11 protein-coding genes are annotated in these 12,100 nt (G+C 72.1%); 3 read left to right on the top strand and 8 right to left on the bottom strand.

Annotation, left to right across the window (positions count from 1 at the left end; all coding sequences use genetic code 11):
- Nucleotides 1-52 precede the first annotated feature (52 nt).
- Nucleotides 53-1,318 (top strand): MFS transporter, encoded by a 1,266-nt coding sequence (locus ITX44_RS07530; RefSeq protein ID WP_205356233.1) that lies wholly within the window; start codon nucleotides 53-55, stop codon nucleotides 1,316-1,318.
- Nucleotides 1,319-1,550: 232 nt separating this feature from the next.
- On the opposite strand, the gene ITX44_RS07525 is transcribed toward ITX44_RS07530, so the two are convergent.
- From ITX44_RS07525 to ITX44_RS07500, 6 genes are read right to left on the bottom strand one after another with little or no spacing between them, the layout of a single operon-like run.
- On the bottom strand, nucleotides 1,551-1,754 hold the full coding sequence (locus ITX44_RS07525) for a hypothetical protein (protein ID WP_205356232.1): 204 nt from the start codon (nucleotides 1,752-1,754) through the stop codon (nucleotides 1,551-1,553).
- A gap of 49 nt (nucleotides 1,755-1,803) precedes the next feature.
- A complete protein-coding gene (mhpA, locus tag ITX44_RS07520) occupies nucleotides 1,804-3,342 on the bottom strand; it encodes a bifunctional 3-(3-hydroxy-phenyl)propionate/3-hydroxycinnamic acid hydroxylase MhpA (protein ID WP_205356231.1) in 1,539 nt (512 codons plus the stop codon).
- Nucleotides 3,339-5,246 carry an acyl-CoA synthetase gene (locus tag ITX44_RS07515; RefSeq protein WP_205356230.1) on the bottom strand — a complete coding sequence of 636 codons (1,908 nt, stop codon included), beginning with the start codon at nucleotides 5,244-5,246 and terminating at the stop codon, nucleotides 3,339-3,341. Before ITX44_RS07515 ends, mhpA begins: the two co-directional genes overlap by 4 nt.
- Nucleotides 5,243-6,202: a fumarylacetoacetate hydrolase family protein gene (locus ITX44_RS07510; protein ID WP_205356229.1), complete on the bottom strand. Its 960-nt coding sequence runs from the start codon at nucleotides 6,200-6,202 to the stop codon at nucleotides 5,243-5,245. The genes ITX44_RS07515 and ITX44_RS07510 overlap by 4 nt, the downstream gene beginning before the upstream one ends.
- The gene (locus ITX44_RS07505; RefSeq protein WP_205356228.1) at nucleotides 6,199-7,332 is read right to left on the bottom strand and encodes a VOC family protein; all 1,134 of its coding nucleotides are present in this window, start codon (nucleotides 7,330-7,332) and stop codon (nucleotides 6,199-6,201) included. Before ITX44_RS07505 ends, ITX44_RS07510 begins: the two co-directional genes overlap by 4 nt.
- On the bottom strand, nucleotides 7,325-8,347 hold the full coding sequence (locus ITX44_RS07500) for an amidohydrolase family protein (RefSeq protein WP_205356227.1): 1,023 nt from the start codon (nucleotides 8,345-8,347) through the stop codon (nucleotides 7,325-7,327). Before ITX44_RS07500 ends, ITX44_RS07505 begins: the two co-directional genes overlap by 8 nt.
- Before the next feature lie 340 nt (nucleotides 8,348-8,687).
- Here ITX44_RS07500 and ITX44_RS07495 point away from each other — a divergent pair, with 340 nt between their 5' ends.
- Nucleotides 8,688-9,317, top strand: coding sequence for a TetR/AcrR family transcriptional regulator (locus ITX44_RS07495; RefSeq protein WP_205356226.1), 630 nt, complete (start codon nucleotides 8,688-8,690; stop codon nucleotides 9,315-9,317).
- A gap of 150 nt (nucleotides 9,318-9,467) precedes the next feature.
- Here the strand turns inward: ITX44_RS07495 and ITX44_RS07490 are convergent, their stop codons facing one another.
- A complete protein-coding gene (locus ITX44_RS07490) occupies nucleotides 9,468-10,295 on the bottom strand; it encodes an SDR family NAD(P)-dependent oxidoreductase (RefSeq protein WP_205356225.1) in 828 nt (275 codons plus the stop codon).
- Between the two features lie 194 nt (nucleotides 10,296-10,489).
- On the opposite strand from ITX44_RS07490, the gene ITX44_RS07485 reads away from it, so the two are divergent.
- A complete protein-coding gene (locus tag ITX44_RS07485) occupies nucleotides 10,490-11,377 on the top strand; it encodes a helix-turn-helix transcriptional regulator (RefSeq protein ID WP_205356224.1) in 888 nt (295 codons plus the stop codon).
- Nucleotides 11,378-11,406: 29 nt separating this feature from the next.
- Here the strand turns inward: ITX44_RS07485 and ITX44_RS07480 are convergent, their stop codons facing one another.
- Nucleotides 11,407-12,003: a TetR/AcrR family transcriptional regulator gene (locus ITX44_RS07480; RefSeq protein WP_307795144.1), complete on the bottom strand. Its 597-nt coding sequence runs from the start codon at nucleotides 12,001-12,003 to the stop codon at nucleotides 11,407-11,409.
- Nucleotides 12,004-12,100 lie beyond the last annotated feature (97 nt).

Below are 12,100 nucleotides of genomic sequence, written 5' to 3'. Positions count from 1 at the left end.
GCGGCTGGGCGATGTTCCCGGGGACGTGGGCGCTTCGGTAGGTTCTGCAGCCATGGCGGGGTTGTTCGTTCATCCGGGGTACGCACGATTCTGGGCAGCGGACGCGGTCTCCACGTTCGGCACCTACGTCACCACCGTGGCGCTTCCGACGCTCGCCGTGGTGACGCTGAAGGCGAGCGACGTGCAGGTGGGTCTGCTCAATGGGGCCCGCTGGATGCCGTACCTGCTGTTCGGGTTGCTGGCCGGTGTCGCTGCCGACCGGTACAGGCGCCGGCCGATCCTTGTGGCTACCGACCTGATGCGCGGTGGCCTGCTGGCCCTGGTCGCCGCTCTGGCGGCCGCGCACATGATGAGCGTCTACGGGCTGATGGCATTCGTCGTGGTCTTCGGCGCCTTGTCGCTGCTGTACGACGCCGCCCACCAGTCCTACCTTCCGCGCCTGGTTCCGCCGGTCTCGTTGATGCGGGCCAATGCGCGCTTGGAGCAGACGACGGCGCTGGCCCAGACGACGGGGCCGTTCATCGGCGGATCGCTCGTGGCGGCGATCGGCGCGCCACTGTCGATGATCGTCGATGCTGTCTCCTACCTGATGTCCGGCATACTGCTGGCGCTGATCCGACGCCCCGAGCCCAAATTGGAGATCCAGGCGCGCAACGTGCGCGCGGAACTCAAGGAGGGGCTCGTCTTCGTCTATCAGCACCCGATCCTGCGCAGTTCCTCATTGACGCTCCACGCGCGTTTCCTGTTCGCGAGCATCATCTCCACCGTCTTCACGCTGCTCGTCCTGCGCAGCCCCGGCCTGGGCGCGTCGTCGCCGCGAGCGGCGCTCGGACTCGGCCTGGTCCTGGCCTGCGGGGGCGTCGGGGCGACGGTCGGCAACGCGCTGTCCGCGGTCGTGGGCCGTTGGGGCGCGGGCCGGGTCATCGTCGGTGAGCGGCTCGCGGAGCCCGTCGCGTGGACGCTGGCCGCGCTCGCCACCGGTGGGGTCACCGGATGGGCGATGGTGGCCGCCGCGCAGTTCTTCGTGTGGGTGGGGCTGGGGGCGAGCGGGCCGCACGAGATGGCCTACCGGCAGTCGGTGACTCCGGACCGGTTGCAGGGGCGGATGAATGCGACGATCCGATCGCTGAACTGGGGCATGTTCACCATCGGCGGGCCGATCGGCGGCATTCTCGCAGCGGGAATCGGATTCCGGACGGCGCTGTGGATCGCGATCGGCGGGATGGCCGCGTCCGCGTCGGTGGCCGCGTTGTCTCCGCTTCGCTCCGCACGTGTCGCCACGACGAACGGTACGCTTCCGGCAGATGCCGTGGCCTGACGACGTTTCGGGCCGCATGCGCCTTGGCCGCAAGGTGGCGTAGGCGATCTCGACAGTGTTGGCCTCGGCCCAGTCCGCGACCTGGTGGCAGCGCTTGGGGGTCAAGTGCGGGGAGTAGCTGTCGCGCAAGGCGGACGTTGCCTGATGCGGCGCCGGCGTGCAGAGGCGCCCCTTCGGATGCGTGCGCCCACCTCACGTCACGGCCTGACGCATCCGCTCGCACGAGGGCAAGTCAGCGGCGCCCTCGCCCCGGGAACAGCGCGCTGAGCGCCCCGCACACGATGGACCCGAACAGCAGCCAGCCCCACGGCATCCCGTCGAGCGGGCGATGGCTCACCACCTGGTAGGCGAAGGAGCCGAGACCGCCGCCCACGAAGAAGCCCAGGAAGCTCCGGAGGGCGATCCACCATCGTGGGCGGGCTGTGTCCGATGTCATGGGAGGCATTGTCCACCCGCCTGCTGCGGCTCATCACTGAGTTCCGCCCTCACAGCATGCCGTGCACCACAACGCCGAGCCCGGCGGCGGTGACCACGGAGGTCCGCGGGTGGGCGAGGTGCACCGTCCGGTCGGGCCGGACGAGTGCGGCCCGGCTGCGCCCGGAGTGCAGCCAGTCCGCCAGCCGGCCCTCGCGGGCGTGGACGACGAGACATCCGTGGTTCTCCAGGAGCTGCCGCTCGCGGGGAGCGACGGGGTCGCGGGAGACGAGCAGCCAGGAGCGCCGGGCGGCCGAATCGAGTGCTACGCCGTCGATGACGGCATTGGGCACCAGTCGGCCGGCGAGGCGGTCACGGCGGGGCGGCCCTCCGTCGTCGGGACGGCGCAGTGGTGGAGTGGCACCGTCCACGAGCCTGGACGGCAACCGCGGGATGCGGGCGAGCAGCGGGGCGGCGAGCCGGCGTATCAGGTCACCGGGCCGGCCTCCCGCGGTCATGACGATCCCGGTGGCACGGGCGAGCTGGATCATCGCGCGCGCGTGCGGCTCGCGCTCGGCCTCGTAGGTGTCGAGCACCGACTCGGGCAGCGATCCGCCGATGACCCCGGCCAGCTTCCACCCCAGGTTGGCGGCGTCGCGCAGGCCCGCTCCCATGCCCTGGCCCACGAACGGCGGGGTCAGGTGAGCGGCGTCCCCCAGCAGGAAGACGTGTCCCCGGCGCCACCGGTCGGCGATCGCCGCGCGGAAGGTGTAGTCGGCGACTCGCAGCAGACGCAGTTCGTCCTGCGGGATCGACGCGATCCAGGGACGCAGCAGCGGGGCGAGATCGCCGACCGTACCGAAGTCGCCGGGCTGCTCGTGGTCGAGGAGCTGGAACTCCCAGCGGTGGCGTGTGTCGCCGACCCGCATGTACGTCGCGGCGCGCTCCGCACCGCACACCTGGTGGACGCCTTCCCACAACCGGAGTTCGGTCTTCGTCTCAACGTCCACGACGAGCCAGCGCTGCTCGAAGCCCAGGTCCTGGTAGGCGCTGCCGATCGACGTACGGACCGTACTGTTGGCGCCGTCGCACCCGAGGACGTACGCCGCCCGCCAGACCAGCTCCGCGCCGGTCCCGCGGTCCACGCCCCGGACGTCGAGGTGAGTCCCGTGGTCGGTCAGGGAGTTCACGTCGACGTCGCCGCGGAAGGTCACACGCTCCCTGCGGGCGGCGTTGGCGCGCAGCAGCCGCTCCAGGTCCGGCTGGTCGAACATATTGGCGCGCGGGTGACCGTTGTCGGGCGAATTCCCGCTGCGGTCGAACTCCATCAGCACCCTGTGGTCCCGGTCGAGCAGGCGAAGGCCGCGCGCCGGGCGCGAGATCGCGGCGAACTCGTGGGCCACGCCCAGCATGTCGAGGATGCGGTAGACCTCGTCGTCGAGATGCACGGCCCTGGGGCGCGGGAAGACGTCCGCCCAGCGGTCGAGGACGAGGACCGGTACCCCGTGGTCGGCCAGGAGGGTGGCGACGGTCACGCCGGTGGGGCCGGCACCGACAACGACGACCGGGAGCAGGGCGGCAGGCGCCCCAGGCGTATCGGCGGCGCTCACCGCGCGACCTGTATCCGGTAGGCGACGGCGAAACGGGCCAGCACTTCGCCGGCCTTCGCCTCGGCCTGCGCGCCGTCGACGGTCACGCTGGTGAGGACCGCGCCGTCGACGATCTCCGCGTCGACGGCCCGGACACCGGGCACGTCACGCAGTTCGGCGGTGAACCGGGCGAGTGCGGCGAGCCGGCGCAGTTCGAGCTTGTACGGCTTGCCCACATCGGTGACGGGAAGCGCCTGCAGAACGGTGACCTGCTTGGGTACGGCGGCGGCCTCGGTGACATGGTCGGCGGCCCACCGGGTGAGCTCCTCCGTGCCGGCCGTCGCGCCCGGGGCGAGCGTCACGAACGCCACGGGCACCTCGCCGGCGTGTTCGTCGGGCCGCCCGACCGCGCCGACGGCGGTGACCTCGGGGTGGCTGAGCAGGGCGTCCTCGATCACCTGCGGGTCGATGTTGTGGCCACCGCGGATGATGAGGTCCTTCGCCCGGCCCGTCAGGTGCAGGAAACCGTCCGGGTCGAGACGGCCGAGGTCGCCGGTGTCCAGCCATCCGTCGACCAGCCTGCCCATCGGGTCGAGGACGAAGCCGCCGGCGTCGCGACCGGTCACGTAGCCGGGGAAGACGGTGGGGCCGGCGATCACGACGTTGCCGACCCGGCCGGGCGGCAGGTCGGTCCGGCTGCCGTCCTCCTCGATCCGCACCACCTTGATCCGCTGGTACGGCAGCCGCCGGCCGACGGCGCCGGCCCGCGGGTGCCGCGCGAAGCCGCGCGCACTCGCGCAGGTGGCCTCGGTGAGGCCGTACCCCTCGACCAGGGGCACCCCGGTGTGCGTCTCGAACGCCTCGCGGACGGCGGCAGGCAGCGGCGACGCGCCGACCATGGCGAAGCGCAGCGTGCTGATGTCGGCATCGACCGGGCATGCCGCGAGGACCGCGTAGACGGTGGGAACCGCGCTCATGGCGCACAGCCCGTAGTGCTCGACGATCTGCCAGAAGTGTGCGTAGAGGGCCGGTTCGCGATAGCCGCGGGGGCCCGCCCACACCACGGTCCGCCCGCGGAACATCGGGGCGAGCAACGTGACGACGAGCGCGTTGACGTGGAAGAGCGGGAGTCCCGCGAACACCGCCGCGTCCTCGTCCAGTTCCTCGTCGGCCGCGATCATCCAGGCGTCGGTGACCTCGTTGCTGTGCAGGTGGGCCGCGAGCTTCGGGGTTCCCATGGTGCCTCCGGTGGGGAACAGCGAGGCGATGTCGTCGGCGGTCGGCGCGGTTCCCTCGAAGCGGTCGGCCGGCACGTCGGCCATCGCCTCCCGCAGGTAGCGGACCCGGTCGGTACGCATCGCGGCGGACCCGGCCGGCAGCGCGGGCCCCGCGCCGATGGCGGCGGTGGGACGCACGACCAGGAGAACGCGGAGCACACCGCGCCGCGCAAGTTCCAGCCCGGTCTCCCACGCCTTCCGGTCCAGCTCGGGACCGGCGACGACGGCCACCCGGGAGCCGGACCGGGTCAGGAGGTCCTGGACGTGGTCGACGGTGAGCGCGGGGTTGACGGGGGCCACCACGCCGGCCAGTTGGGCGCCGAGCACGACCGGCACCAGGTCGGCGCAGTTGGGGCTCAGCACCGTCACGGCGTCACCGCGCCCGACGCCGTACGCCCGCAGTACGTTCGCGACCCGGTGGACGTCGGCGAGCAACTCGGCGAAGCCGGCATCGGCCGGGTCCTCCCAGCGTTCGGCGTCCGGCAGCACCCGCAGGGCGCGCCGCTCGGGCCAGGTCGTGGCTGCCCGGACCAGCAGGTCGTACGTCGTGTCCGGCAGTCGGCGGTCGGACAAGGGCACGGCCTCGATGGCGGCCAGGTCGCCGGGACCGGAGTAGGCCGGCCAGCCGGAGTCGGCGGTCGCGGTCATCGGGCCCACCGCACCCTCGTGTGCTGGCTGCCGAGGTCCAGTTCGCGGTCGTCGGTGGCGACCGAGGCCTCGATCACCTGTCCGTCCCGGAGATAGCGCGGGTTGACGGCCTGTTTGCGGAAGAACAGGCGCCACTTGGTGGCGGGCGGGAGCAGATGTCCGATCAGCTCGACCGGTTTGGGCGGCGCGCTGAGCGCTGTGCCGGCCGGCGTGCCGGTGAGCACGAGGTCACCCGGGTCGAGGTGCTGGAACCGGCTCAGGGCCCGCAACGCCGACAGGGGTCCGTAGATCATGTCGCCTCCCACAACGGCGTCCTGGCGGATGTCGCCGTCGACCCACAGCCGCAGCCGGAGGTCGCCGAAGCGCTTGAGGTCGCACTCCTCCAGGAGCAGCAGCACCGGGCCGACCGGGGTGAAGGTCGGATAGGACTTGGCCTCGTAGAACTGGGTCTTCGGCAGTTGGATGTCGCGGGCCGAGACATCGTTGCAGATCACGAGTCCCGCCACGAGTCCGGGCAGCTCCACCTCGCCGACCTCGTCCCCGACGCGCAGTTCGCGGCCGAGCACCAGCCCGATCTCGACTTCGTAGTCGAGCAGGGTGACGTGGGCGGGCCGCACGATCTCGTCGTCGGGTCCGCAGATCGAACCCGAAGTCTTCCGGAAGAAGGTGAGCGGAACCGTCGCGGGGTCCATGCCGGAGTCGGTGACGTGCGAGGTGAAGTTGGTCATCTGGGCGACCACCCGGCAGGGGGCCGACACCGGTGACAGCAAGGAGAGTTCGGAGAGCGGCACGTATTCGGTGGCTGAGTGCGCGCCGGCGGCGTCGCGGGCGCGGGTCACGGCGTCGCGATCGGCCAGGAGTTCGGCGGTCGTCCGCGCGTCGGTATCGATGCGGACGGCGCCCTCAGCGGTGCGCAGCCACCAGGCGTCCGCGGTACGGAGAACGGGGAGGCTCATGAGCGGGCCACCTTCAGCAGGCCGGACAGACGGGACAGGTCGAACTCGTTGCCGGCGCGCAGAGCGGCCACGACGTCGCGCGCCTGTCCGAGCAGCCGGCGCCCGACGGCGACGTTCAGGAAGTCGGGCGTGACCGGGGGTCCCCACTGGGCGAGCCCGGAGGCGGTCATGGGGGCCCAGCCCGGCTCGAGGGTGCAGTCGAAGACATCGCCGTCGGCGAAGTGTTCGACGAGGAAGCCGTCGGGGTCGCGCCAGTAGTCGAACAACTGGCTGCCCTGGACGTGGCGGCCGATCCCCCACGACCGGTGGTAGCCGTGATCGAGGAGGTACTCGCCTCCGGCGGCCATGGCGTCGAGGTCGGCGACCTGGTAGGCGGAGTGGACGTAGCGGTTGGCCGGACCGAGTGTCATCGCCAGCGTGTGGTGGTCGGTGGGGATCGTGCCGCGGTCGCACCGGATGAAGCTCATCGTCGGACCGCGCTCGCGCTGGCCCCGGTAGTACAGGAAGTCGCTGACGATCAGGCCGAGGTGCTGCAGATACCAGTCGAGGCTGCGCCGGTAGGTCGTGGACTGCAGCACGACGTGTCCGAGGCGTCGTACCTTCGCCGGTTCGCGCGAGGGCCGTTGCGGGCTGTTGGTGCGTTTCGGATACGGTCCGCTGTTCCAGGTCAGCGGCTGCTGCGCCGGCAGCGGCGGGAGTTCGTGGGTGCCGGAGACGACGCGGACGCCGAGGCCGCCGGGGTCGCGTACGTCGGTGACGGTCCCGCCGAGCGTCTCCGGGAGGGGCCGGGGCCGAACCCCTGTCGCCTCGGCGAGCCGTAGCAGGTCGGCGTCGTCCGCGGCACGGAAGGCGGGGCCGAGGAACCGGGAGCGCGGGCCCTTGCGGATGATCACGCACGGCGAGCCGGCGTCCGTCCCGCGCAGGTGGAGCTCGGAGCTGGTGCGCAGGGCCGTGACGAATCCGAAGGCGTGTGCGAACGCCTCGGCTCGTACCAGGTCGGGCTTCTGGAACTCCAGCCAGGCGAGGTCGTACACCTTGATCACGGGGTTCTTCACCCGGCCGGGGTGTTCCCCGGCCAGAGCGCCCCGCTCGCTGTGCAGATCGCTGTGGCCATCGTGCCGCTCAGGCACCGCTGCCTCCTCGGGGTGGGGTCGGTCGGCGGATCAGGCGTTCGGCGTTCGCCCGCGTCAGAGGGCGCCACGGTTCGAGGGCGTCGAGCCCGGCCCACACCTGGTCGAGCAACCCGAGCTGGAGGTCCACCGCGATCGGTGGGGTGAAGCAGAAGTCACTGCCGTACACGAGCCGTTGCGGTCCGAACCGCTCCACGAGCGCGCCGACGTGGGTCGCCGTCGGGGTGCCGGCCAGGTCCCACCACAGGCCGGCGAGAGCCTCCGCGACGCCGGGCACGTCATGTTCGGGGTCGTCCGGCGGCAGGCCCATCCGCATCCCGAGCTGGAACAGCGCGGCGCGGTCCACGAGCAGGGGCACGAGGCTGCCGGCGTGCGGGATCACCAGCCGCAGTCCGGGGTGGCGGGACAGTGTGCCGGCCAGGGCGAGCCCGAGCACGACGCGGGTGGTGTCGAAGAGGAACTCCATCATCGGCGGCGGGAGGCCGAGCCCGGTGTGCTCCGACCCCACGGGCGAGGTCGGGTGCAGCAGGACGACGCACTGCCGCCGGGCCAGCGCAGACCACAGGGGCTCGTGGGCGGGATCGGTGAGGTACGTCCCGCCGGCGTGGGTCGGCAGGACGACGCCGTCCGCGCCCAACCGGTCGAGGGCATGGTCGAGTTCCGCGAGTGCGGCGTCCACGTCGGGAAGCGGCAGGGAGGCCAGCAGGCCGAAACGGTCGGGGCGGGTCCGGGCCGGCCCCGCCCCGTCCTCGTTGACCCGCCGGGCCAGGGCCGGCAGATCGACGTCCGGTCCGAGCGCGATGCCGGGGGACGACAGGGAGAGCAGCGCCCGGCTGATCCGGCGCTCGTCCATCAGGTCCAGGTGCGTCCGCAGGTCCCAGGCCGGCCAGGCGGGCATGCCGTCCGGCACGTGGTGGCCGTGCCCACGCGCCAGGTCGACGTACCACGTCGGCAGGAAATGGGCGTGCACGTCGATGAGGCCGCCGTCCACGGCCGCCTGGCCCGGCTCGGTCATCGGGCCGCCCTCGCTCCGGTCCGGACTCGACCGTCGCGAGGCCGCGTTCGACGGTGAGGTGCCCTCGTAGCCGCCGCGGCGCAGGCCGCACGCACAGCACCGTGGCCGATCGGTGGTGTTGGCCGCATCGAGGACCTCCCGTCGCTGCGCCCGCCCGTCCGGCGGGGCACGTCGCCAAGGATGTCCGCTCGATTTTGATCTGGCAAGCATTTTTGATGCCATCATCAAATTTTGAGAGGGGAACCAACCCCGGGACACCGGCACCGCCGCGGGCCCGCTGGCTACGATGCTTGCCCGGCGCCCGGGCGCGCCGGCTCCGGAACACAACCAGAGGACGTACATGGCTGAGGTCGTCTCACGCGTCGCACGCAAGCGGGCCGCCAAGCGGGCGGCTCTGATCGACGTCGCGCGGCGCGCACTCGCCGAGGGGCGTACGTCGATCAGCATCCAGGAGCTGACCGAAGAGGCCGACATGGGTTTCGGGTCCTTCTACACCCACTTCCCGGACAAGGAGACGCTCTTCGACACGGTGATCGTCGAGACGATGGAGCTGCACGGCCGGCTCGTCGACGAGCTGGCCGACGGCCTGACCGGCATGGACGCCTTCGCCCTGGGCGTACGGCTGACCTGCCGGCTGCCACCGCTCCAGCCGGAGGTGATCCGGCTGGTCATCGGCCTGGGCACCTCGATGCTGCTGCGCGATGAGGGCCTGGTCCCGCGACTGCGCAGGGACCTGCGCCAGGGGTTCCAGGACGGGTCCTTCACCGGCTGGACCGTCGACCGCGCACTGATGGCGGTGGCGGGCGCCGTACTCGGCACCCTGCAAATGCTGGAGGCCGATCCGCAGCTCGACGCGGCCGAGGTCGCCGACGACCTGTGCCTGCACTTGCTGGTCATGCTCGGCGTGCCCGCTGACGTCGCGCGCCGGCACGCGCACGAGCCGCTGCCGGAGCACGACCTCCTGTCCTGAGGCCGAGTTCCACGCCGAACCACTCCCCCGCGCCGGCCTCGGATCAGCGCTCCCCGCGGGGCGGAGTCGGTGCCGGGTGCCGGGTGCCGGGTGCCGGGTGCCGCGGGGAAACGTTCCGGCGCCGCTTCACGTCGCGGGGCTATTGGAGCGTCAGACGCGCTCACCGACCGCTTCGCGCGGGAAGGACTGCCAGCGCTCGAGTTCGGCCAGGCGGGAGTGGAGGGAGGCCCGGATCTGCTCAATCGCGTCCGCGCCGACGGCCAGGCGCAGGGGCGGCTCCTCCAGGGCGGCTACCGCCATGATCGCGTCGGCCACGGCCTCGGGCGGCCCGAAGGCGTCGGCCGGCAGGGCGGACAGGTCGGTGAGGAACTTCCCGACGGTGGGTGCGTAGGTCTCGTCGGGAGCGACGACATGGCTGCTGGTGGCGAACTCGGTGGCGAACATGCCCGGTTCGATGATGGTGACCTTCACGCCGGTGGGGGCCAGTTCGTGGGCGAGGGCCTCGCTCAGCAGTTCCACGGCGCCCTTGGACGCCGAGTACAGGCCCGAGGAGGGCCAGGCGAACTGGCCGATGAGGGAGGAGATCTGGAGAATCCGGCCGCGGGAGGCCCGCAGGGCGGGCAGCGCGGCGCGTAGGACGGCGAGGTTGGCCAGCACGTTGGTGTCGAAGATCGCGCGCGTCTCGTCGGCGCCGGTCTGCTCGACGGACCCGAACAGTCCGTAACCCGCATTGTTCACCAGGACGTCCAGGCGTCCCGCCGACCGTACGGCGTCGGCCAGGACCTCCTGCGCGTCGGGGGCGGTGATGTCCAGCGGGAGCGTGGTGATCCGCCCCTGCGGGGCCTGCGCGGCCAGATCGGCGAGCCGGTCGGCGCGGCGGCCGACGGCGATCACGTGGGCGCCTGCGGCGAGCGCGCGCTCGGTGACGAGACGGCCGAAGCCGGAGGTCGCGCCGGTGACGAGCCAGGTGGAAGGCATGTCGGAGATTCCCTGCGGGTGGGCCGTACGACCTGCGTACGGCGGTGGGTACGGGACAGCCGGGCGGCGTCCCGCTCTCCAGCCAACCGCCGGCGGACCCGTGCGGCCACGGCCGAACCGGCCCGCTCGTTCCTGGGATGCGGAGGGCCACCTTCGCCACGACAGGGTTCGCCGGCGTGCGCGACGATGAGGTCATGGAGCGGAACGAAGGGCTCGCCGACTTCCTGCGCGCCCGGCGCGCGGCGATGAATCCCGAGCAGGCAGGCCTTCACGACGCGGCGCCCCGCCGGGTCCCCGGGCTGCGCCGGGAGGAACTGGCGGCGCTGGCCGGCGTCAGCGTGGACTACTACACGCGCCTGGAGCAGGGCAGGCCCATCACTCCCTCGGAGTCGGTCCTCGACGCCCTGGCCACCGCGCTGCGGCTCGATCCGGCCGAACGCAGCTACCTGCACACCGTGGCGCGCCGGCCTCCCGCGAGCCGCCGCCGCACCCCTCGTACCGCGCAGAAGGTGCGCCCCGGGGTGCACGCGCTCCTTGCCCGCCTCGGCGACACGCCCGCCTTCGTGATGGGGCGCCGCACCGACGTCCTGGCCACCAACCGGATGGCCCGCGCTCTGCTCGCCGACTTCGAGGCGGCGCCCGCCCGGGACCGCAACGCCGCACGCTGGATCATGCTCGACGAGGCCGCCCGCTCGCTCTTCGCGGACAGCTGGGAGCAGGTCGCCGTCGTGTTCGTCGGCATGCTGCGGATGGACGCTGCCCGCCATCCCGACGACACCCGCACCGCCGAGCTGGTGGGCGAGCTGTCCATGAAGAGCGAACCCTTCCGCCGCTGGTGGGCCGGACAGAAAGTCGTCCAGCCGGGCCACGACGTCAAGCATCTCCATCACCCGCTCGCCGGCCCTCTCACGCTTCGCACGGAGGCGCTGACGTTTCCTGGCGACCCGGACCAGATCCTGTTCACCTTCCTCGCCGATCCCGGGTCACCCTCGGACGAGGCCCTGCAGGTGCTCTCCGCCTGGGCGGCGGACCACGCCGGCTCCGGCGGGGCGCAGCCGGCCCGGCCGACGCCGCCCCGGTAACGACAGTCGGTCACCCCTCGTACAGCCGCTCAGGCCGGCTGCGTACGCCGGGTGCCGTAGCGGAGCCCGTCGACGAGCAGGGTGATCATGCGCTGGGTGTAGCCGTGGTCGTCCGGCGCGACGATGTCGCCCATCGCACGCAGCAGGTCGTACGGGACCACGTCGGACCGTATGTCGCCGGACGTGGTGGCAGCGTCCAGGAGTTCCGACAGGACGGGGACGAAGCGCTTCCTGAAGTACGTCGGCAGGCTGCTGTAGGCGGGGTCGCCGGAGTGCAGGGCCGCTTTGAGGCCGCGTTTGGCAGCGACGAACTGCGCGAAGCGGTGCAGCCACCGGGTGAGGGCCTCGACCGGCTCGTACTGCGCGGACAGGGCGGGGGCCGCCTCGGCGCAGGCGTCGACTTCGTGGCGGAAGACTGCGGCGATGAGGTCGGAGCGCTGCGGGAAGTGCCGGTAGAGGGTGCCCGCGCCGACGCCCGCCTTGGCGGTGATCTCCCGCACGGGGGCGTCCACACCGGAGGCGGCGAACACCTCGGCCGCCGCGGCCAGCAGGGTGTCGATGCTGCGCTGCGCGTCGGCGCGCACGCGCCTGCGGGGCTGCTCCCCGCCCTTCGAGTCGTCGTCCACGGCGTGTCCCCCTCCCCCCTCTTGCCAACCGGAACAATGCTCCGTATTGTTGAAGCCGAACAGTGTTCCGCTTACGCGAGCATAGCGCGCCTCGGCG

Source organism: Actinacidiphila acididurans, from assembly GCF_016918855.1.
Taxonomy (GTDB): Bacteria; Actinomycetota; Actinomycetes; order Streptomycetales; family Streptomycetaceae; genus Actinacidiphila; species Actinacidiphila acididurans.
Note: the sequence above shows the minus strand (reverse complement) of the source record. Positions and strands in the feature narration are given on the sequence as shown.